General features: G+C 42.1%; 17 protein-coding genes. 6 read left to right on the top strand and 11 right to left on the bottom strand.

The window, feature by feature from the left end; all coding sequences use genetic code 11:
- Positions 1-403 precede the first annotated feature (403 nt).
- Positions 404-1660 carry a hypothetical protein gene (locus tag E3K36_14040; protein MCF6156328.1) on the top strand — a complete coding sequence of 419 codons (1257 nt, stop codon included), beginning with the start codon at positions 404-406 and terminating at the stop codon, positions 1658-1660.
- A gap of 490 nt (positions 1661-2150) precedes the next feature.
- On the opposite strand, the gene E3K36_14035 is transcribed toward E3K36_14040, so the two are convergent.
- The 4 genes from E3K36_14035 to polX all read right to left on the bottom strand — a co-directional run bounded on the left by E3K36_14035 (position 2151) and on the right by polX (position 5579).
- Positions 2151-2447 (bottom strand): hypothetical protein, encoded by a 297-nt coding sequence (locus E3K36_14035; protein ID MCF6156327.1) that lies wholly within the window; start codon positions 2445-2447, stop codon positions 2151-2153.
- 235 nt (positions 2448-2682) lie between these two features.
- On the bottom strand, positions 2683-3333 hold the full coding sequence (locus E3K36_14030; protein ID MCF6156326.1) for a DUF1566 domain-containing protein: 651 nt from the start codon (positions 3331-3333) through the stop codon (positions 2683-2685).
- A 107-nt stretch (positions 3334-3440) separates the two neighbouring features.
- On the bottom strand, positions 3441-3656 hold the full coding sequence (locus tag E3K36_14025) for a dodecin domain-containing protein (protein ID MCF6156325.1): 216 nt from the start codon (positions 3654-3656) through the stop codon (positions 3441-3443).
- Between the two features lie 204 nt (positions 3657-3860).
- On the bottom strand, positions 3861-5579 hold the full coding sequence (gene polX / locus E3K36_14020; GenBank protein ID MCF6156324.1) for a DNA polymerase/3'-5' exonuclease PolX: 1719 nt from the start codon (positions 5577-5579) through the stop codon (positions 3861-3863).
- Positions 5580-5939: 360 nt separating this feature from the next.
- Here polX and mtnP point away from each other — a divergent pair, with 360 nt between their 5' ends.
- Complete coding sequence (gene mtnP, locus E3K36_14015; GenBank protein MCF6156323.1) at positions 5940-6803, top strand: S-methyl-5'-thioadenosine phosphorylase; 864 nt, start codon at positions 5940-5942, stop codon at positions 6801-6803.
- A 58-nt stretch (positions 6804-6861) separates the two neighbouring features.
- Here the strand turns inward: mtnP and pgeF are convergent, their stop codons facing one another.
- From pgeF to E3K36_13980, 7 genes are all read right to left on the bottom strand, one after another.
- Entirely contained in the window at positions 6862-7695 is an 834-nt protein-coding gene (pgeF, locus tag E3K36_14010; GenBank protein ID MCF6156322.1) for a peptidoglycan editing factor PgeF, read from the bottom strand.
- Positions 7696-7807: 112 nt separating this feature from the next.
- Positions 7808-8146 (bottom strand): P-II family nitrogen regulator, encoded by a 339-nt coding sequence (locus tag E3K36_14005; GenBank protein ID MCF6156321.1) that lies wholly within the window; start codon positions 8144-8146, stop codon positions 7808-7810.
- 89 nt (positions 8147-8235) lie between these two features.
- Positions 8236-9576 carry an ammonium transporter gene (locus E3K36_14000; protein ID MCF6156320.1) on the bottom strand — a complete coding sequence of 447 codons (1341 nt, stop codon included), beginning with the start codon at positions 9574-9576 and terminating at the stop codon, positions 8236-8238.
- A 141-nt stretch (positions 9577-9717) separates the two neighbouring features.
- Positions 9718-10668, bottom strand: a complete 951-nt coding sequence (locus E3K36_13995) for a hypothetical protein (protein MCF6156319.1) — start codon at positions 10666-10668, stop codon at positions 9718-9720.
- A gap of 682 nt (positions 10669-11350) precedes the next feature.
- Positions 11351-12715: an ammonium transporter gene (locus E3K36_13990; protein ID MCF6156318.1), complete on the bottom strand. Its 1365-nt coding sequence runs from the start codon at positions 12713-12715 to the stop codon at positions 11351-11353.
- An 87-nt stretch (positions 12716-12802) separates the two neighbouring features.
- Entirely contained in the window at positions 12803-13141 is a 339-nt protein-coding gene (locus tag E3K36_13985) for a P-II family nitrogen regulator (GenBank protein MCF6156317.1), read from the bottom strand.
- A 67-nt stretch (positions 13142-13208) separates the two neighbouring features.
- Positions 13209-14771, bottom strand: a complete 1563-nt coding sequence (locus E3K36_13980) for an ammonium transporter (GenBank protein ID MCF6156316.1) — start codon at positions 14769-14771, stop codon at positions 13209-13211.
- A 604-nt stretch (positions 14772-15375) separates the two neighbouring features.
- Between E3K36_13980 and E3K36_13975 the strand changes: the two genes are divergently transcribed.
- The 4 genes from E3K36_13975 (at position 15376) to E3K36_13960 (ending at position 22701) form a co-directional block, all read left to right on the top strand.
- Positions 15376-16386: a MoxR family ATPase gene (locus E3K36_13975; protein ID MCF6156315.1), complete on the top strand. Its 1011-nt coding sequence runs from the start codon at positions 15376-15378 to the stop codon at positions 16384-16386.
- Positions 16387-16457: 71 nt separating this feature from the next.
- The gene (locus tag E3K36_13970) at positions 16458-17372 is read left to right on the top strand and encodes a DUF58 domain-containing protein (GenBank protein MCF6156314.1); all 915 of its coding nucleotides are present in this window, start codon (positions 16458-16460) and stop codon (positions 17370-17372) included.
- A gap of 245 nt (positions 17373-17617) precedes the next feature.
- Complete coding sequence (locus E3K36_13965; protein MCF6156313.1) at positions 17618-19750, top strand: VWA domain-containing protein; 2133 nt, start codon at positions 17618-17620, stop codon at positions 19748-19750.
- A gap of 1421 nt (positions 19751-21171) precedes the next feature.
- The gene (locus E3K36_13960; protein ID MCF6156312.1) at positions 21172-22701 is read left to right on the top strand and encodes an aldehyde dehydrogenase family protein; all 1530 of its coding nucleotides are present in this window, start codon (positions 21172-21174) and stop codon (positions 22699-22701) included.
- Positions 22702-22971 lie beyond the last annotated feature (270 nt).

The following is a 22971-nucleotide window of genomic DNA, read 5'->3' as shown; positions in this document are numbered from 1 at the left end:
GCATCGTCCTTTGTGCAGGGGCGGGGTTACCCAGCCCCTACGGTTCGCAGGACAGCAACATAAATGTCACACCACTTGTTCTGGCTCATTCTGGTTAGGGTTAAATCAGCATAAATCCAGAATTTGATGTTTATTTTGGATTTCATAACGAAACAGAGTTTCGTACCAATTGTGTTCCCAAACAGAGTTTGGGAACAAGCAAAAAAATCTTTTCCTCATATACATGGGGAAAAGATTTTTTTGTAAATTTTACGACTATTCATTTTGTTCTACTACTAACTACCTTTTAATTTTTTGTTGTGACAATATCGTCCTACTGCATATAATATATAATTGTAATTTGTGTTTATTACTTGCGTATCTAACATATTGGTGAAGACATTCATGGAATAAAATTCGTTTTATGAGCAGATTAAAGATTGCAACCTATTCATTAAATACCCGTTGGTTTACTATCGTCATGGCCACGATTATGATTGCATCCATATCTCACATGTATGGCTATGAGGTAATTGCCCCTTACTTTTTTTCAGCAAGTTTAGCCATACTCTTCTCTGTGGTTGTTTTTAAGGCAGTGCAGACGGTATTATTCTATAAAGACTCTTTGGAGGAAATACTCAATCCGGAGAAAACCCTCTATTTCTTTACCATTGTAGGAAGTGTAAATTTTATTGGTATTTGTTTTTCCAGGGTATTTCATCTCTACACAACGGCCACTATATGCTGGTATGTGGCCACAGGCCTCTGGCTGGGAACATCACTTTCCTCATTTAGCATCCTGTTTTTACATAAAAAATCTGCCGATAGAAAGATCGAAGATGTCTTGCACGGCGGATGGTTCTTTGCTACCGTGGGCACCCAATCTACGGCCTTGCTGGGAGTTATTGTTGCAGAACGTGCAATAACACATGTAATCTTTCTTCAATTATTCTCGTTTGCCCTATGGTCTATAGGTGCGAGTTTATATCTTGTATTTATGGCGCTCATCGTCTTGAGATTGGTATTTTACCGGTTTGACAGTAATAACGTTCTCTCGCCTTACTGGATGAACATTGGGGCAGCAGCCATAACGGCAATTACGGGTGCGGCTTTGTACCAGCACATACAAGTAGCAGGTGGACCTTTTGTAGATTTTCTCTCATTTTTAAAAGGGATTTCTCTGTTATTTTGGTCTTTTGGGCTGTGGTGGATGCCGTTCTTGATTATTCTTACCTTGAGAAAGTTAATTTACAGTGATGAGGGTCTTTCGTTTACCATAGGATACTGGGAGATTGTCTTTGCCCTGGGTTTATATGCCGACAGCACGATTCAAATGGTGGGTTTATTTGAAGGACAATACCTTGCTATTATCTCGATATGCTTTTACATCGCCTGTATCATCCTTTGGTGTTTTTCATCAATATTTACCATCGTTCATCTGGTGAAGTCCTCCATATGGGTACCCGTCAATGATCTGACAATAAATTACGTAATTCCCTATAGCTTTAAACTGCACGGCAGACTTTTTCAGGTGAAAGAAGTCGTAAACGAATGGCTGGATCAAACCATTGAGGGTGTGTTAAAGAAACGATATTGCATAATAACCAATACCAATCTCACCTGCCTTATCTCCTACAATATGCTGACAAAAAAATGGTACTTTGATCAGGTTAAGGACTGAGAGTTAGTTACGTTACTCCCTTAATTGCTTTTTACGGAATCTTCCGCCACTTTCTCAAAAATTAGCCTCCCCGTAGAGCTTGATATCCAATGTCATTAAGTAAAGCAACCTTTTATACAAATCCGTCCTTGAGAACCCCTGAAATATTTCACATTTGAGTCTATACACAGATGTATAGCTGAACCAAGACTAAGATGAGAGCACGAACAAGTAATAAACAATCGGCAAATTTCCCTTATCAAAGGGGCTAGGGGTTGTTTTAATACCGACAAAAGCCCTGTTGTACTGTTAATCCTTTCAAAATCCGAAGCACGAAATTAGTGAGTCAACCCTGTCAGGATTTTAAACCCTGACAGGGTTAATTTTATTCATGTTTTTTGCTAAAAATGTCAAAATTATCTTTGGAAGATACTAACCCTCCCCGACCGATTATCTTTGGCTTCGCTGCGCCATTCGGAAACTCGGGACAGGCTTAACCTGACCTACACGGCTATTGAGCCAATCTATAATTAGTGATTATTGTGGTTTCTTTCAGCGTTGAGATACTCTTAATTTGCTGTTCAATCATCGCAGTAGACAGGACAAAATCAATGGGTGGCGGTGATGTGCGCAATTCTATTTCGAAATCCTTTGCCTTGATGTACTTAATTTCCGGCAAAAAAAACAGACCGATTAACAAGACAACAAAAATAATATGCAAGGTTATATTCACATCCAGAGATGGGAATAACCATTTGCGAATAAACGGATAAAGAGGCAGCGATACAAAAATAGCAACCGTAAGCAACCCAAAGCCCGCTCTTTTCCATATTTTATTCAAATGCCCGGGAGCGCACAACCACCACCTCCACCACGACGGCCTGATCTGATTATTCCATACATTATTGAGTAATGCTTTTGCTAGTATTTTTATTTTTGATTCTGGTTTTAAGGCTAATAATTAAGTATGGTGTCCCTGGAATTCCCTACAACCGCAGCTTCGAAATTCCTTATCATTTAATTATCCGCTATATACGGCGTAATCATCTTCCTGCCCTTACTGCCCGAACGTAGTGCCTGATGTTGTTGTCTGTATATGCATAGTCGCAAAAACCGGAATCGAACCAAACAGCCCAGGCCATGCCATCCTTCCTGAAATCAGACGTCCATACCCTTTTCTGGCATGGGTCGAATACCGCATTTATGTGCAAACCACCGTTCTTTCTTGACGGTTCTAATAATGAAATGGCCTCCTCCAGGGTTGGCAGACGCCAGTCATTATAACCGGCAAACCGGTCTTTGTTCAGGGCGGAAATATAGTCCTTCGCATCACGGTAGTTCATATCGTTCTGCGAACCCGCCTGCTGCCACATCAAACCGCTGGAGTGGTCACACACTACCTTTCCGTCTTTCTGTATTTCATACTGATGAGAAAGGCCATGACCGGCGGCATTCCTGCGGGAATCAAACAACCCCTTTTTCCCCAGCATGCCTTGCACCATCTCAGGAGACAAGGCCTTCTCAGGTTTGTCGCGCAATGCCGTTCCGGTAGCTAACGCACATACTGAATGTGCGGTTCTCTCTGGTTCGGAAACGGCAGCTTTGTCATGGACTATCGTTATTATCCCCCAACCGATTATTATGGGAAAAAGCATGCAATGAATTTTTGTGGAAACAAATATTTTCAAGGTCATTTCAAATACGACAGGGCAATCCCCTTGTTAATAGCAGTTGGACAAAATTTATCAGCTTACCCGAATCACCATCGACTTTTTTGTGGACCTTGCACTACACGCCCCTGTTAAAGTGTGTCCTCCAGCGCAAACCCAACCTTGAGTATAACCTCCCAGCGGGCAATCTTCCCGTTTTCAATACGACCACGGGTTTCGGCAACCTGAAACCACCGCATATTGCGCAAGGTATTCGATGCCCTTGAAAGTGCATGTTGAATAGCATCTTCCATCGTCGTTGTAGAAGTTCCCACCAATTCAATTACTTTATATATATGGTCATCCATACAACACCTCCATGATTTACATAAAAATAAAACCGAATAGAACCTTCTGCTTAATACCCTTTTTAGAGCAATTTATATTTACTCAATATCAGTGAGAAAAACACATTTTTCCCCGATTTCTCACTACATGACATGGCCAAAATACTTATCATTCTGTAATGCCTCACAGCAAGGGTTTTCTCCAGAGCCCCCCTCTCGCATTCTCTACTTCCGTTTTTTCTTACAAAAGGCTTTTAATTTATCAAGCGAAAGTGTATTGATCACATCCTTTGCTTCCAGCCATCCCCTGCGTGCTATTCCCACGCCCAGTTCCATCATCCACATCTGATCCACATGGTGGGCATCCGTACTAATAGCAATCATAACGCCTGCCTCCTTCGCCCTTCTGCAATTGATATCGTTCAGGTCGAGCCGGTCGTAATAACAATTAATCTCAAGGGCCGTCCCCGTCTCTGCGCAGGCGTCTACGACCTTATCCAGATCAACTTCGTACCCCTCTCTTTTACTGATCAAGCGACCCGTAGGGTGGGCAATAATATTTACATACGGATTGCGTATAGCAGCAATCATTCGCTCGGTAATCTTTTTCATTCCCTGTTTAAATCCGCTGTGAATAGAGGCTACAACGATATCCAGCTTTTCTAAAAGTTTGTCGGGAAAATCCAATGACCCATCTGACTTGATATCTAACTCTGTGGCCTTTAGCAGCGTAAACCCTTTGAATTTTTTATTGAGTTTATCAATTTCTTCAATCTCTTCAAGCAGTTCGTCATCTTTTAAGCCATTCGCTACATGAAGCGATTTTGAGTGATCGGAAACCACAAGATATTTGTAACCCATCTTCATGGCATGTTCGGCCATTTCTTCAAAGGTAGGAATACCGTCACTCCAATTGGAATGGTTGTGGAGGTCCCCCTTGATATCAGAAAGCGCGATAAGCTCAGGCAATTTTCCCACTTGGGCAGCCTCAATCTCTCCCCTGTTTTCACGCAACTCGGGTGGTATCCAATCTATGCCTAAGGTCTTGTAGACATCTTCCTCCCGTTGCCCACCAATCTTTTTGTCTCCTTTAAAAATACCATATTCACTGATCTTTAATCCTTTCTTTTTGGCGATCTCACGGAGGTGGATATTGTGCTCCTTTGAACCCGTAAAATATTGCAACGCCGCACCAAACTCATCTTCACGAACAACCCGCAAGTCTACCTGAACACCCTCTTCTACCCGCACGCTTCCCTTGGTATCACCCGCTGCTAATATCTGAGTAACTCCCCGCATATTCACAAAAGACTTGATAATTTCCGTACCTTCTGTACCGGAGACAAGGATATCAATGTCTCCAATTGTTTCCTTCATTCTCCGCAACGAACCTGCCGCCTGAATGTCCCTGATCAGGGAATTGTGCCTTAACCCTTCTATAATTTTTTTCACGACTGGATACGCCATTCCAATGGATATCCGTTGTTGGCTTGTCTTAAACAACCCAATTCCTTTAACAATATTTTCAATTTTCTTGTCCCCAATCCCAGACAGCCCCTTTAATTTGCCGTCTTGCAAGGCTTTCTCAAGGTCACTCAAACTAACAATACCCAATTCCCTGTTTAGCATGGCAACGGTCTTTGGACCCAAACCCGGTATCTGCATGAGTGTCACCGTCTCTTCAGAAACCCCCTTCATTACTTCTTCATATTTAGACATCTTTCCTGTGTTAATATACTCAATAATCTTTTCAGCCGTGCTCTCCCCAATACCGGGAATATCTGTCAATTTCCCAGCCCTTGCAAGTTCTTCTATATCCTCTGTTAGATCACCAATTACCCGTGCCGCCTTCCGGTAAGAATTTATACGAAAGGTGTTTTCCCCTTTGAGTTCCAGCACATTGGCGATCCGTTCAAACAATGCTGCTATTTCATGATTTTTCACGGGTAATACCCCTGACCATTTAATCGCAAGACACAAAGATCACAAAGAATTCAACGGATTTTTTTCAGCGTTCAGCTGTTGGCAATCAGCATTCAGCTTAACACCTATTCCTGATAGCTGAGGGCTGATCACTGAACATCCTTGAAAATATTTTATGATTACATCAGAGGATTATATCAATGACCATAAAATACTTCAAATTTTATTTATTGACATGCACTGAGCACTTTCGCATAATCTAAGCGTTTGTTACTTTCGGAATAATAGCCCAGGTCACTAAACACTAAAGCTATAAACCTTTTGTGCCTTTGTATCTCATTGGCAAAAAAAGGATTTTCGCAAAAAGGAGAAGACAAAAAAATGGGGGAAAAGATGATTGGCATTATTGGAGGCAGTGGTCTTTATAATATCGAAGGGATCAAGGATGTAAAATCTGTATCAATCGATACACCCTTTGGCAAACCTTCCGATAGCTTTACTTTAGGTTCCCTGGAAGATCGTCAGGTGGCTTTCTTGCCGCGACACGGCAAGGGGCATACGATCTTACCATCTGAACTCAATTTCAGAGCCAACATTTATGGCATGAAGAAATTAGGTGTTGAACACATTATTGCCGTGAGCGCAGTTGGGAGCATGAAAGAGGAAATCAGACCTCTCGATATTGTTATTCCAGACCAGTTTTTTGACAGGACACGCGGCAGGATCAGCACATACTTTGGGGAAGGGATTGTGGGTCACGTAAGTTTCGCTGATCCAGTGTGCTGGGTACTTGCTGATACATTGTTTGATGCAGCTAAATCAATCGGTGTACGTGTGCACAAGGGTGGTACTTATCTTTGCATGGAAGGCCCGCTATTCTCAACCCGTGCAGAATCAAACGTCTACCGGCAGTGGGGAGTCAGTGTTATTGGTATGACGAATCTTCAGGAGGCAAAGCTGGCACGAGAGGCAGAGATCTGTTATAGCACCCTTGCCATGGCTACGGATTATGACTGCTGGCACGTAAGCGAAGAGGCAGTAACGCTGGAAATGATCATCGGGAATTTAAATAAAAATGCCGAAACAGCAAAACGGATTCTTAAAGCGGCCATTCCAAAAATTGAGTCAAAAAGGACGTGTGCATGTGCTACGGCAGTACAGAATGCCATCGTAACGCACAAAGACCTTATTCCAGAAAATACTAAAAAGAAACTCGACATTATCTTTGGCAAATATCTCAGATAATTCCTATTGCGATTAGACAAAAGCTTGCTAAAAAGTTTTATAAGAAGATAATACGGTATCATAACTTTTGGAGCATTATTCCTGCTCCAAATCTCCCTGTCTCCTTATTCTGATAACGATATGAAAAAAATAATTTATGATTACAATAAGTGCATATCTGAGCAATTTCTATATTCCTCTCCGGAATACCCATTTGTACCAGTTGCGTCTTGTTTGCTCCCCATAAATTGAAACAGCCCTTACCATCAGGAGTTTTGTTATTAATATAGCTTTTTTTATTATGAAAGGCCTTTTCAATTTGAACAATGGTTTCAGGGCCGATTTCATAGCAACATGGGCCGATGGAAGGTCCGATTCCCACAAGAATATCTTTTGGCGAACAATTGAAGTTTTCCAGTAACACCTTTACCGTATTCTGTGCCACCACATGAACCGTCCCCCTCCATCCTGCATGGGCAACGCCAATCACTTTTTTCTTCATATCAAAGAATATAAGAGGAACACAATCGGCCTGGAGAACCATAAGGCAGATATTAGGTGTACTTGTTACCATCGCATCGGTTGAGCTTATTGCTGTATCGTAATTAAACGCACCACGGCCTCTCAAGTCTTCTGTTATAATTTTTACATTACAGCCATGAACTTGCTGAGCGATGGTAAAATTACTCAATGGAATCCCAAGTACTGACGTAAGCCTCTTTCGGTTCTTAAGTACTATTTCCGGATCATCACCAACGTGTAGCCCCAAATTAAAAGATTCATACGGTGGATTGCTAAAGCCACCATTTCTCGCGGATACAAAATGGCAGATTTCTCTGTATTTTAACAGCTGGGGAAAAAACCATAACGGCAACGAGTTTATATTCTTTTCAATCACGTATCTTGAAACCATGCTATTATAAAAAACGGCTATTCTGGAGACAGAATCAAAAAACAAGGGCGTTGAGTTTTTGCAAACTCAACGCCCTCTTTTACACTAATAGTATGACATAATCAACAAAATATTAGACGGCCTTTTCGCCTCTTTCGCCTGTACGGATACGGAGCACATCCTCGACCGGCGAGATGAAAATCTTCCCGTCGCCAATGCTCCCCGTCTGAGATTCCTTTGTAATACACTGAACAATTTTTTCTACTTCGTCATCAGCAACAATCATCTCTATCTTTACCTTTGATAACAAGTCCACCCGGAAAGTCCTTCCACGCCATTGCTCGGTTATTCCTCGCTGGGCACCATGACCTTTTACATCGGTGACGGTCATACCGGGATAGCCTAATTCTTCCAACGCGTCCTTGACAATGGATAGCCGTTCTGGTCTTATTATTGCTTCAATTTTTTTCATGTACAAACCTCCTTCATAATTATAATGCCCTAATTTCTTGAGCAACGAATCAGGTCATTTTGTTCTAAGTATAACAGGACAATGGATAATTACGTGCTTTCAGTTTCGTAATAGTGGTAAGCAATTTCTTTGTGTTGAGAAATATCCATACCGGCAATTTCTTCCGATTCGCTTGGCCTCAAACCAACAGTTACGTCTACAAACCAGCCTAATAGCGTTGTTATACCAAAAGACCATGCCCATGCAGCCAGAATACCAATCCACTGTTTTCCCAAGATAGCAACATTCCCATAAATCAGACCATCGACCCCGGCGGGGTTTACGGACGTGCTACAAAAGATCCCTGTAGCAAATGCACCCCAGGTTCCACCCATTGCATGCACCCCGATTACGTCAAGGGCATCATCATATCCCAAAGCTTTTTTCATCTTTGTTACACAATAGAAACAAATCAGTCCTCCACCAACACCTACCGCAATTGATGCCATAGGGCCAACAAAACCAGAGGCCGGTGTAATGGCGACCAGACCCGCTACGGCACCAGAACAGGCGCCAAGGATCGTTGGTTTCTTATGATGTATCCATTCCAGGACAGACCAGGTAAATCCTGCTGCTGCTGCGGAGGTATTAGTAACTACAAATGCGCTTGCAGCAAGGCCATCGGCAGCAACTGCGCTCCCCGCATTAAAGCCGAACCAGCCAAACCACAACAAACCAGTACCCAACATCATGAACGGTAAATTATGGGGAGGCTTTATTTCTTTCGGATAACCTTTTCGTTTCCCCACAAGCATTATTAATGCAGCACCAGATGCACCAGAACAAATGTGAACCACAGTTCCACCTGCAAAATCTAATGAACCGAGCTTTAATAGCCATCCATCAGAAGCCCACACCCAATGTGCCATAGGTGCATAAACAGCCCCCGTCCACAAAAGGACTAATAGTAGCCAGCCATTAAATTTAAACCGTTCTGCAAAGGTACCCGTCATCAGTGCAGGGGTAATAATAGCAAACATACATTGAAATATCATGAAAGTTAAATGAGGTACTGACGTTGCGTAAAGATCACTCGGTGCTTGTCCTACCGCTCCTGCCCCCAATCCACACCACTGGAGACCACCAATAAACCACGACCCCGGTGCGAAAGACAAGCTATACCCCCAAAGTACCCATTGCACACTTACGATGCACATAACAATAAAGCTCAACCACATCGTATTTACCATATTTTTCGCCCTTACCATCCCCCCGTAAAACAAGGCAAGGCCAGGCGTCATAATCAAAACCAGTGCTGCCGATGTGAGCAACCATGCATTATTTCCCTTATCGATTTCCGGTGCATCAGCTGCCAACGCATTCGATGCAAATAGCATTATCATCGACAATGCAATAATCGATGAAATACCTAAAAAGGCTCCCTTTCTCATAAACCTCTCCTTTTTAAAGTTATAAATTAACTCCTCACCGCAAAACCATATACAATACGATACCATGAAACTCACCGGATGAAACAAACACTTCATAAAGTCTGAATTATTTCACCCTACCACCCCCTTTCTTTAAAAAACTTAGTTTTCGTAAGGTCTAAGCTTTATTTCCCACAAGTAACCAGCCAGACTATCCATGTCTTTTTGCAGAAAGAGAGAAGGCTCTTTTTCCTTCATTCTGTCAATGATGCTCTTGCATCTCCGTTTTGAGTATAATAACGAAACGTCTGTTATTTTTAATGGATTATGACAAGGTACGCAGTTGTTTATATATACACCTTCAGTAAAATCGGTAACATCTTTTTTCGAAATCTCTTTGAGTGACTCAAACTCGGCAAGTTTTCCTCTATCAATTTCACCTTTTTGATATTTTTTAAATAAATCAATTACTTTCTGTTCGTCCTGCGTAAATCTTTCTTCCTTCTCCATTTGCATCCTGTTAAATACATGCAGTATATCCTCCTCAACCCAATTTTTATGAGAAAATATATATTCCAATATATGACATTGACCACACCTCTTGTTCAAGGTTGCTTCCATGCTTTCTTCGGAATGTATTACCGATTTTAAAATTCCCTTATCATCTTTGTTGGCCGAAATTAACAACTTGGCATCTGTGGGAGAACTTATGATCGTTATACCATCGGCCAAGGCAATATAAGGCATAAGACCAAAAAAGCTTTTCTCCCTTCCTATTTCAATCTCGGTATTATTCGTATAATAAAAAATACGCTTGCTTATTTGGTCATAAACTACTTCTTTTGGCAGCAAATACAGTGTTTCTTTATATCTCTTATGATTGATAATATTCCTGGCACCTTCATCAAGCACTACTCGGATATAAACTCGCTTGTCTTTGATAATTAACGATTCCCTCCGCACAATACTATCCTTAACGGCAGTTTCTTGATCTTTTTTTTCAGAAATCCCGTTAATTACATAATTCTGAGAAAATACAGGAAAGGGCAACAACCCAGAAATAAGCACCGGCACCATAATTCCAAGATAAAAATACAGTTTATGATTATGCATAATTGAACTTATAAACGCTTACCACTGTAAGCGTGTCAGAAAAATCACAGGATAAACGAGAATGCCTCCATCGCAAATCAGCGACAAACAACAGTTATAAATATAACTCTGTACATCGCTGCCCTAACAGATGATGTATGACACTGTTGCAGACTATTAGTCAGCACAAGGATAAATTACTTATAAAGTTCCATATCCCACGAGGAACGGTTCGCACAAAATATACCAAACAAAAATTTATATACAACACAACCCAACAACAACATGACAACAAACGAATTACAACTTATTTTAATTTTGAAATATAAATTTGCACAAAATTTGCTAACCTAATAATGATGGTCGATTTAAACCAACATCACAACTCAGTGGCACAACAGATTTTTGTCTTTTTATGTCCTGCAACCACAGGAAAGACCCAGGAAATGACAAAATTTTCCCCAGAAAAGACTTTTTTCCAGAGAAAAGGTATTTTGAGTTTGAAACGAAATCAGTACCTAAGTAATATGGTTAAAAAAGAATTAAAAATAGGGAAAGATACCAGGAGAGAGCAAAAAACTTATTTATCATCACTAAAATAAAAGAAAAAACAAACAAGTTCTTTTTTGGAAAGGATTTCTGAATTTTTGGGGTAATTATACAATTCTATTCATAGTTTTGCAATATCTCAATAGTCCCCAAATCATATCCCAGGATAACAGCTTGTACCATGTTCATAAATATCTATTCCGGAACGTTCGATATTGACAGGTACCCGTAACCCTAGTAGGCGCTTCATAACAAAGAAAAACAAAAAACCTACAGAAAAACACCATGCTATCAATGTAACACAGGCTATAAACTGTGCTAATAATTGCCAGCCTGAACCCGTAATCAGACCTTTTACACCACCATACGTCCCGTCAGAAAAGATCCCCACTGAAAGTAAACCCCAAAGGCCATTTGCCCCATGAACCGAAATAGCACCCACCGGGTCATCAATCTTCAACCTGGTTTCAATAGTATGCAAGGAAAACCTTGTGATTAAGCTAGCAACAACGCCTATGATAATTGCTGCCCAGTGCGGAACATATGCTCCGGAGGCTGTAATTGCAACGCAGCCTGCCAATGCACCATTACAGGTCATAATAACATCCGACTTTTTTGTCTTGCAAAATGAAAAATAAAGGAGAGTTATAGAACCTGCCGCTGCCGAGAGAAAAGTATTTACCGCAATAATCGATACGCGAAGATCCGTAACTGCAAGCGTACTCCCCGCATTAAAGCCAAACCATCCAAAGATCAAGGTAAGTGTTCCTATTACAATATAGAGCAGGTTATGGCCGTGAATCACATTAGGACTGCCGTCAGGGTTATATTTTCCATACCTCGGCCCTACCATCCACGCAGCAACGAATGCAATCAAACCGCCAACTCCATGCACTATCCCTGAACCGGCAAAATCTCTGGCCCCCACACCAAATGGTAGCAACTCCAGCCAACCCTTACCCCACATCCAGTGGCCAAATACGGGATAAAATACGCCACACAAAAAGATGCTGTGAATTACATGCACATGAAATTTCAATCTCTCTGCTACAGCACCCGTAACGATTGTACAGGCAGTTGCAGCAAACATAATCTGGAACATCCAAAGTACCGAGGTAGACACATCGTAGGAATCCCCAAGCAGCAGGAATCCGCTGTAACCAATGAATTGATTTCCATCCATGAGTCCCGGGGCTAACCGTGAACCACCAAACATAAGACCAAAGCCAAAGAGCCAAAAAACAAATGCACCAACACAAAAATCTATAAAACTCATGGCCAGGTAATTGAGTGTATTCTTCTTTTGAATAAAACCTGCGCCAAGGAACGTAAACCCCGCTTGCATATTAAAAACTAAAAAGGCACTCAGCAACGTCCATGCGAAGTTTACCGAAAATTTTAATCCCTGTATACTTTCTGAATAGGTATTAGCACCATTTGGATCCCCGGCAAATACATCGATGACATGGAAAACCAGCAGACCACACAGCAGGACGAATATAAAAGTATGAATTTTCAATTTTCTACTTTCTTGAAAACTGCTGATATTGTCCCGGCAAAAGCGGGACAATACCAGCAACACAACGTTGAACTTCTGACACGACATTTAGATTGCCGCCTCACCAGACTCTTTTGTACGGATGCGATATACGTTCTCTACGTTGAAAACGAATATCTTTCCATCCCCAATACTTCCAGTCTGGGATTCGTTGATGATCGTATTAACAATTTTATCCACATCGGTATCCTTAACAGTAATCTCGATTTTAATCTTTGATAAGAGATCTACACGGTATCTTCTTCCACGCCATACTTCACTGATACCTTTTTGACTACCGTGCCCTTTTACTTCGGTAACAGTCATCCCCGGATAACCCAACTCGGTCAAAGCATCTCGGACGATGTTAAATTTCTCCGGTCTAATTATAGCCTCGATCTTTTTCATGAAAAAAAACCTCCATCCATTCAAATATCTTCCAATTACAGTAAAGTCACAAATGCAGTCTATTACCTCATTTTGTCTTGTTTTTTTCCGTCTTTAGCCTTGCATACACCCATCGGCCAAGTTTTTCCGAATAAATCTTTTCTCTCTCCCTATCCTTGCTTAGGGCTTCTTCAAGCAGAGATATCTGTGCTCTTTCCTGCGCCAAATCAATCGCTGCTTCACCTGTCAGAGGCGTAAGGAACTCTTCTTCAACTGGATAACATGGAGAACCGTGAATATGCACATCAACACCTTCTGCCTCAGTAAGTTCTGAAACTCTTATACCCATGGTATATTTCAACGAGAAGAATACAGCAGCGCCCCAGGCAAATGCCCATGCTATGGCAACAATTGCCCCAATAAACTGAGCGAGCAACTGCCACCCGGAACCCATTATTAAGCCGGTTACTCCCTGATAAGTACCGTCGGCAAAGATACCAATAGCCAGCATACCCCAGATACCATTAGCCGCATGGACGGCTACAGCGCCAAGTGGGTCGTCAACTTTAAACACAAACTCAACCAGCCAAAATGCGCCCCTCATGATCAAACCGGAAAGAAGTCCGATAACGGCAGCTGACCAGGGAGCAACATAAGCACATGGAGCGGTAATGGCAACCAGGCCTGCAAGCGCACCGTTACAAATGAAAGGCACGTCAATATAGCCGGTCATTGCCCATTGAACAAAGAGCATTATGGAAGCACCCGTAGCAGCTGCAATAAAGGTATTCGTTGCGACTACAGATATGCGCAAATCAGTCGCAGCAAGCGTACTCCCGGCATTGAAACCAAACCAGCCAAAGGCAAGCACCAAGGTCCCTATCACCACATAAACAAGATTATGACCCGGAATGGCATTCGGCGTTCCATCGGGGTTGTACTTTCCTTTTCTAGGTCCTAATACCCATGCTCCGACAAACGCCACAATTCCACCAATGGTGTGGACACAAGCGCATCCTGCAAAGTCTTTTACTCCTGCACCGATCGGAAGCATGCTTAACCATCCACCACCCCACACCCAATGTCCATATATTGGATAAATTAAGCCACACATCAGGAAACTATATATGATGTATGGTACAAATTTCATCCTTTCAGCCACGGCACCTGCAATAATTGAAACTGTCTTGGTAGCAAACACCATCTGGAAGAGCCAGAACATAATGGTTTGGACATCATATGACCTCCCACTAAGGAAAAACCCATCCCAGCCGATAAAAGAATTACCATACTCAAGTCCCGGCAGCAGTTTAGAACCCCCAAACATCAGGGCAAATCCGAAAAGGTAGAATACTACCGCACCGAACGTGGAATCGATAAAACAATGTGCCATATAACCCAGCATGTTCTTTTGCCTTAAAAATCCACCTAAAAAGGCAAATCCCGATTGCATGCTGAAGACCAAAAAAGCCCCCACCAATGTCCAGGTAAAATTAACAGCATATTTCAATCCGTCAATACTATCTGTATAAGTTGCTGAACCATTTGGGTCGCTTGCCTCAACAATCCCCAATCCGAATGTAAATATTCCTAAAATTATAACCAATAACCACATACTTATCATTATTTTATTATTAGTAACAAATTTCATAGATTTCGCCCCTCTCCTCGCAAAATACTACCTTTTATCCAAATTAATTACAACAAATTAAATAATTTTTCTATTTTATATTATGTCCACCTCCTTCCGTAAACTTTTACACAAAATGATATTCAAAAAAGCTAAAATATTTAACCAAACTAATCTAATAGAAGCAATTATTATTCCCATCGTGATTTACAAAAATTTGTAAGGTATTTTATGCCACATTTTGCTATTTCTATATTCTTTGTCAACAAAGAGATATAATTCATTTTCAACTGGAACAATAATGGCATCGGCATCCTGTAGTGAAGATATTGGCATAATTTGCCATTCTTCACTATATTCTTCATCCTTTTCTATAATCTCTGTGTAAAATAGGATTTACAAACTGATTTTAAATCACAAACAAAAAAAACACCTATTGGCTTATTTCAGCCATAGCGAAAAAAATTACTCTCTAAAAACTTTTTTAAATTTTTCATTCACAAATAGCCTAATTTCTGGTAATAATAATAAAGCGTCGGTGTTGGGGAAAAGCCTTGGTAGTAATCGGCTCAGTTTTGGGCTTATCTGAGCAGCTTCGGCACCGGCGCACTTCCTATTTGTTATTATGACCACCACTGAAATCGAAAAAATAGACCGACAGGCCATCGAAAAAATTGTCGATGGATGCCATAAGATAAAAAAAGAAATTGCAAAGGTCATCGTAGGGCAGGAAGAGGTAATCGATTATCTCCTCATTGCCCTCTTTTGCAAAGGGCACTGTCTCTTTGTGGGAGTACCGGGACTCGCAAAGACACTGCTGGTAAGCACCCTTGCAGATGTTTTAAACCTAAAATTTAACCGCATCCAATTTACTCCCGATCTTATGCCAGCAGATATTACTGGCACTGACATCTTAGAACAAGACCATGCCACGGGAAAAAGATTTTTTAAATTTATCAAAGGCCCGATCTTCTCCAATATTCTCCTTGCCGATGAAATCAACCGTACGCCTCCGAAAACACAAGCAGCGCTGCTTCAATCAATGCAAGAATACAAGGTTACCGCTAGCGGAACCACCTATGCGCTCAATCTTCCTTTTATTGTATTCGCTACGCAAAATCCCATCGAGCAGGAAGGCACATATCCCTTACCAGAGGCACAATTGGACCGATTCATGTTCCAAATCGATGTCAAGTATCCCTCCAAAGAAGAGGAAATCGAAATTGTACGAAATACAACATCTCTTTTTAAACCAACAGTTGCAAAAATTTTCAATCCCGAGGAAATAACGGGCCTTCAGGACCTGGTAACAAGGGTACCTGTAGCCGATTATGTGCTTGAATATGCCATAAGATTAGTTCGGGCTTCGAGGCCAACTGACCTCAATGCACCCGACTTTGTTAAAAAATGGATTAGTTGGGGGGCGGGACCCCGCGCTTCTCAATATCTCATCCTTGGAGGCAAGGCACGTGCATTACTCGACGGCAGATATGCAGCCACTTGCAACGACGTTCGGGCAATTGCCAAACCTATACTGCAACACCGTATCATCACGAATTTCAATGCAGAGGCAGAAGGAAAAACATCCTCGCACATCATTGACCAATTACTCGACACCATAAAAGAACACCCATAATATACACGAATTAAAAAAACAAACAGATGTAGTCCCCAAAATTCATACTTATTTTAAGGCAAATTAACTCTATGCCAGAAAACCCCTTCGACCCAGTAACCCTCTCAAAGATAACCAACATGGAATTACGCGCAAAACTTCTGGTAGATGGAGTTTTGACTGGTATTCATAAAAGCCCCTACAAAGGTTCCAGTATCGAATTTCTCGAACACAAAGAATACTCACCGGGAAATGAGGTAAAACATATTGATTGGAAGGTACTGGCAAAGACAGACAAATATTATATCAAACAGTTTGAAGAAGAAACGAACCTCAAATGTTATATTTTTATTGACAGTAGCGGATCAATGGGATACAAATCAACGGGTATCAGCAAATTTGAATACGCTGCAACCCTTACAGCTTCTTTGGCCTATTTATTATTAAAACAATCCGACCTAGTCGGGCTGATCAGCTTTAGCGACAAGGTACTGCAATACATACCGCCGAGGTCTCGACTCACACACTTGCATGTCCTGCTGAATGCACTCACAGAATTAAAGACTGCCGGTAAATCAAATGCCAGTGCCATATTAAACGAATTCGTCGAAAAGATTGGTCGCCGTTCTTTAATCATTATCATATCTGATTTTTTTGACAATACAAAAAAAATACTCCATCAGTTGAAATATTTTCAGTTCAAGAAAAATGAGATTATCTTGTTCCATATACTCGATCCATATGAGTTGACATTCCCTTTCGAAACAATAACGTTTTTTGAATCTATGGAAGATGAAAGGCGTGTCCTGGCAGATCCTCAGTCTATTAAAGAAAGATATCTTTCTGAGATCAACCGCTTTCTCGAACAATTCAAACAATCCTGCTTTGAAAACCACATAGCTTACTGGCTCATTGATACTTCAACTCCGCTGGATCAGGCATTAATCAAGTTTCTCGCAAGAAGAGAAAGTACCAGCGCCCACCCCCCGAGAGTCGATGAGAAGTAATCTCTATTATCAACAGCCCAAAACCTTTGTTTCTTTTGAATAGTAGTTCAGCGATTTTATATAAAGTCAAAAGTAAAAAATCAAAATGCAAAATGACAAATCAAAATTCAAAGATAAGTTCACAACTGGAAAATAATAATTGCTAACACATTAGCTTTCAGTATACTTACTTTAAAAGACTGGGTAATTTTTCATTTTGACATGTATTTTTAATTTTTTATCTTTGTTTTTGATTTTTTATAAATATGATCTCCTTTCTTAATCCCCTTTTGTTACTGGGTATCCTGGGCGCAAGCATCCCCATCATTATCCATCTCATAAACAGGAAAAAGGCAATATCGCATAAATTTGCTGCCATTGATTTTATATTAGAAACCAACAAACGTATCTATGTAAAATTCAAACTTCGTCAATTGATCCTTTTAATCCTCAGGGCTTCTCTGCTTGTTTTCCTTGCCATGGCCCTTGCCAAGCCCTTTATAAAGGGCTTTGGCGGTGGAGCTGCAGAAAAAAACATCCCTACAAGCAACATCATTATCATAGACGACTCTTACAGTATGCAGTATTCAGACCGCCATGAGTCATTTTTCGTATCTGCAAAAACTGCCGCAAAGAAGATCATAGATACCCTAACGAAAGACGATGATGCCGCGATAATTACCTGTTCCAGTATAGCATCACACGTCCTGCCAGAACTCGACTATGACAAAAAACATCTTTTAAACTTCGTAGAGCAAGTGCAACCCAGTTTTACGACCACTCAGATTGCACCTGCACTTGATGCGGCAATCGAAATTTTAACAAGTGCAAAGTCACCTGTGAAAAGAATATTTTTGCTTACGGATATGACACGAAACGGCTGGGATCCTAATTGGTTCAAGAGCGCGCAAGAAAAATTACGAAGATACGTGTCCAGAATTCACATCGTGGACATGTCGGAAGGTAAAACACTCAAAAACATCGCCATTACCCAAGTTGAAACACAACTTGACATATTAGAAAAGAATGCAGAAGGCCATATCAAGGTAACCGTATCCAATTTTTTACCCACCCGTGCTAAAGACCTCCTGGCACAAGTGTTTATTGATGGGGAAAAAGCAACTCAAGGATTTTTCAATATCGAAGCCAACACATCAGAAACGAAGGATTTTTTCTTTAACGTAGAAAAAGGGAAAGACCATGTAGGTTGGATTGAGATTTCTGGGGACAATTTAAATGTAGACAATAAACGATATTTCACAATAAATAAGTCGCACAAATTAGATGCCCTGCTGATTGACGGCGATCCCAGGACAATTATTTACGAAAGTGAAACATTTTATCTTGAAAAGGCATTAAACCCTGGCCGTGAACACGCATCCCCGATCAAACCGGTGATATGTTCTATACACGAAGTGAATAACTTTACCTTTACCGATTTCAATATTATCTTTTTGTGCAACGTCGAAACCTTACCGTTTGAAAAGATCCATGAGCTTGAGAAGTTCGTACAAGAGGGGGGATCGGTAATTTTTACCCTTGGCAATAAGGTGGATGCCAATTACTACAATAACTCGTTCGGCGCCCTCCTGCCTCATCGACTTCACGCTACGAGGACTTTTTCCAGTAACAGTCCACTATCGGAAGAACAACCCCTTCATCTAAAGACGACTGAACCAATACACCCGGTTATAAACATCCTTTCCGAAACCCAAATGAACACATTGTCTTTGGTAAAATTTTATCGGATATTTTATGTTGATCCAACACCCTTAGGAAATTGCAGGGCCATACTTTCCTTTTCCGATGGTACCCCTGCCCTTATTGAACGGCAAGTCGAACGAGGAAAGACTGCGCTCTTTACGTCATCGATTGATAGAGATTGGACGGACCTCCCCGTAAAGCCCTTTTTCCTCCCTCTCATGCAACAACTGTGTAGATATGTATCGGGAAGTTTAACAGAAGAGATACAAAAAGAAATCCTGGTTAAACACGATTGGCAATTCCCTTGCCCCTACGATATTAATACCATAGAAATAACCAATCCCGAAGGAACAAAAACCGTCCTGCAACCACAATTCATTAATAACGAAAATTCTTTTTTATACAACGAGACCAATATCCCGGGGATTTACGCTGTTACTGTGAATGGGAAGCCACATCCACAATTACCCCAAATATTTCCCGTGAATGTAGATGCTACCGAATCCAACCTGGACAAAATAGATCAAAAAGAGATTACAGCCCTCATGGGTGGTACAAACCTTACGATAACAACCTCCCATATCGATGAAGGTCGCGACGTACTCCTGGGAGAAGCCAAAAAGACCCTTTGGGGCCCCATCCTCTTTCTCACCCTTTGCATCCTCTTCATCGAATCATTTATTTCCAGAAAATAATTCACCTGCAAAGATTATCTCCTTTTTTCAGAAGATGATAAGAAGCACGAAATTATTGATGGGGAACACTTCATGACACCTTCACCGTCAACAAAGCGTCAAAGATTTTCCGGAAGGGTTTTTCAGGATTCTCAGCAAAGAACGGTTTGAGCAAAAGTACGGTTCTGTATCGTTCTAAAATGACATCCGGCAAAAAACAAGAAAAACTTTCAGTTCTATACAGAGGCAGAGTTTATAGCAGCCATTACGCAGCACATCCCGGAAAAAACATTTCAGATGATGTGTAATTACGATTGGTATTCAAACAAATCTTGCGGTTGCGCAAAAAAAGAGCAATCTCACACCACCTGTCTGCGTGCGATGCACAGGCAGATAGTTTTCCAGGTTATGATGAATCCTGTATCATGACAAACTGAACTATATGGTTTATACCTTTAATATTGCAGGAAACAGGGATAGCCTGTCCATTCCCCGTCAAATTCTTGTGAAAAATCAGGTAATTTGCCGCAAACTACCCAACCTCTTGTCATTCTCCTATAAATTCATATCATTCTTTCTTTTTTCTGATCTTTAATTTAACTAAAAGAGTAAATACACTTACAATCTTCTTCTTTTTTATTTAGTTTTGCCTCATAATGAAAAAAACAATTTCCTATCATCTCATCTTGCGTTACACGTTCCCGCTTGTTTTGTTAGGTATGACATAAACACACTTATATGACGTCACATTTATGTACCACATCACACTTTTGCATCTCCCTTGAATGCATCTATCACTAATTTATAGCAGTTTTACTGCTTTCATACATCGTTAAAATTCAAAGCATTGCAAACAATTCAGTAAAATATTTACATTTTGCTGTGTTTTGGTGTTTTTTTTGCTAAATTCTGACATTCGGAACATTTCGATAAAGGTAAACCTTGAGCGACCAAAGGAAAAAATTGGTCTTTTGTAGAGACACATTGCAATGCAGCACCTCTACAAGCTATAAAAAAGTTAGAATGGATCTTACTTAGTGGCGGAAAAGAAGGTAATGATTTATGAATGCATGACCGGGTGTAATACGCACCTTAATTTTACTCAAGCAAGTAAAGGAAAGAACGAGGTGATTGTTTATGAAAAAAATATTTATTCTGTCTAAAGTATTGCGAAGCATTACTACTGCTTTTACTTTCATGTTTAAATTCCGCTCACGCTGCCCCACCTGTACATCGGAGTTGGGATAATGCGAACACAATCATTTCTCATGGGAGACTTACTGAGGTGCAGGTTTCTCTCAATGCCGTTCGATATCTTGGTAATGTCGATCTGAGGATTGTTCCGGAAATCGATCCCTATGTAGATATAAGTCCGTTAACCCTCTCCAAAGCAGATGACATCGTCCCAATTCTAGATCGACAAACACCTCAAGTTGCCGCGAATGGCGGTGGACGAAACCGGCAGAGGTATTTACGAAGACAAGGCGCTCAAGAACCTGTATGCGACCGAAAACGTTTATAATATGATAAAGCACGAAAAGACCGTCGGCATCATTCGCGACAGCACCGAAGACGATTACTTCGAGGTCGTCGAGCCAGTCGGGGTAATAGCGGCCATCACACCAGTGACCAATCCTACTTCAACAACATTGTTCAAGAGCATCATCGCTGTGAAGTCCTGCAACCCGATCATTTTCGCCTTTCATCGCTGCGCGCACAACTGTAGTCAGCACGCGGCCGAAATCGTGCGCAACGCAGCCGTCCGCGAAGGTGCGCCCGCGCACTGCATCCAGTGGATCGAAACGCCATCCCGCAAGGCGATCACCGCGCTTCTGACCCATCCTAAAGTCGCCATGATTCTCGCAACCGGCGGGGCATCGCTCGTCAACGCCGCCTACAGCAGCGACAAGCCAGCCATCGGTGTCGGTCCCGGAAATACCCCCTGCTACATTGATAAGACAGCCGATCTGCGGCGGACAGTCACCGACCTAGTCTTGAGCAAGACCTTCGATAACGGGATGATCTGCTCCTCGGAGCAATCCCTGGTGGTCGATCGTGCAATCAGCGACGAGGTGGTCAGCCTGCTGCGCAGCATGGGGTGCTACTTTCTCAACCCGGACGAGGTACAGAAACTGTCAGCCGTCGCCATTGGTAGAACGAAGGCGATCAACCCTGACATTATCGGGCAGCCTGCCGAGAAGATCGCCGAGATGGCCGGACTCTCGGTACCGAAGGAAACGAAGATCCTGATCGCACCACTCGACGGTGTTGGCCCCGCATATCCGCTCTCGGGAAAGAAGCTGAGCCCGATTCTCTCACTTTATCTCGCCCGAAATCAGCAAGAGGCGATCGAACGCTGCGAGCAGATCATTGCTCACGGTGAACTGGGGCACACGGCCGTCATTCACAGCGAAGATGCCAACGCCATTCGCGTGTTCAGCAACCGTGTCCGCACCACCCGCCTGTTGGCCAACTCGTCTTCGAGCCATGGCGGTCCCGGCGATCTGTACAACACCTATGTTCCCTCACTGACGTTTGCTGTGGTCGGGTTGCCTCCCATCGTGCCGCAGCCAAACGTCAGTGCGCGCGATCTCATCAACGTCAAGCGAGTGGCCAGGCGGAAGCTGAGGCTGCGCTGGTTCAAGATGCCCCCCGAAATCTATTTCGAACCAGGTTCACTGAGATTTCTTGCACGACTTCCGGGAAAACGGGCATTCGTCGTCGCGGCCAATTCGGCCGTTCACTCCGGGATCATCGCGCGAGCGTTAAGCTTCCTCAAAAGTGCCGGCATCGCGACTCGAGTCTTCCAGGGAATCGAGGCCGACCCCGAACCTGGCGTGGTCTCACGCGGCGCAGAAGACATGGCCAGCTTTCACCCCGACACCATCGTTGCTGTCGGTGGCGGCGGTCTGCGATCTACTGTCAATGCTCGACGTTCCGTCGACGCTGAAAGACATGGATATCGCGAGTGAGGAGCTGAACGCCCATCTTGTGCATCTTTCTGAGACTGCCTTTGCCGACCGGTGCACGGTGACCAACCCGCGAACGCCACTGGTCACCGAGTTGCGAGAACTCCTTTTGCGGGCGCATGACGGTGAACTCCCCGGACGCGCTCACAGACTGTGCCAAATGAAACTGTTCTTTGACAAAAAAGTTTGAAAAAGAAACCCTAGCAGGCACTATTTTTCAAAAGCGAGTTGTTTCAAGCTGAAATAATATGATAAGTGACTATCGATATCACA

The organism is Candidatus Brocadia sp. (assembly GCA_021646415.1).
In the GTDB taxonomy this organism is placed as follows: Bacteria; Planctomycetota; Brocadiia; order Brocadiales; family Brocadiaceae; genus Brocadia.
Note: the sequence above shows the minus strand (reverse complement) of the source record. Positions and strands in the feature narration are given on the sequence as shown.

Coding starts and splice junctions, on each gene's coding strand:
- E3K36_14040 (MCF6156328.1), top strand. CDS start 404: ATGAGCAGATTAAAGATTGCAACCTATTCATTAAATACCCGTTGGTTT.
- E3K36_14030 (MCF6156326.1), bottom strand. CDS start 3,333: ATGACCTTGAAAATATTTGTTTCCACAAAAATTCATTGCATGCTTTTT.
- E3K36_14025 (MCF6156325.1), bottom strand. CDS start 3,656: ATGGATGACCATATATATAAAGTAATTGAATTGGTGGGAACTTCTACA.
- mtnP (MCF6156323.1), top strand. CDS start 5,940: ATGGGGGAAAAGATGATTGGCATTATTGGAGGCAGTGGTCTTTATAAT.
- pgeF (MCF6156322.1), bottom strand. CDS start 7,695: ATGGTTTCAAGATACGTGATTGAAAAGAATATAAACTCGTTGCCGTTA.
- E3K36_14005 (MCF6156321.1), bottom strand. CDS start 8,146: ATGAAAAAAATTGAAGCAATAATAAGACCAGAACGGCTATCCATTGTC.
- E3K36_14000 (MCF6156320.1), bottom strand. CDS start 9,576: ATGAGAAAGGGAGCCTTTTTAGGTATTTCATCGATTATTGCATTGTCG.
- E3K36_13995 (MCF6156319.1), bottom strand. CDS start 10,668: ATGCATAATCATAAACTGTATTTTTATCTTGGAATTATGGTGCCGGTG.
- E3K36_13985 (MCF6156317.1), bottom strand. CDS start 13,141: ATGAAAAAGATCGAGGCTATAATTAGACCGGAGAAATTTAACATCGTC.
- E3K36_13980 (MCF6156316.1), bottom strand. CDS start 14,771: ATGAAATTTGTTACTAATAATAAAATAATGATAAGTATGTGGTTATTG.
- E3K36_13975 (MCF6156315.1), top strand. CDS start 15,376: ATGACCACCACTGAAATCGAAAAAATAGACCGACAGGCCATCGAAAAA.
- E3K36_13970 (MCF6156314.1), top strand. CDS start 16,458: ATGCCAGAAAACCCCTTCGACCCAGTAACCCTCTCAAAGATAACCAAC.
- E3K36_13965 (MCF6156313.1), top strand. CDS start 17,618: ATGATCTCCTTTCTTAATCCCCTTTTGTTACTGGGTATCCTGGGCGCA.
- E3K36_13960 (MCF6156312.1), top strand. CDS start 21,172: ATGGCGGTGGACGAAACCGGCAGAGGTATTTACGAAGACAAGGCGCTC.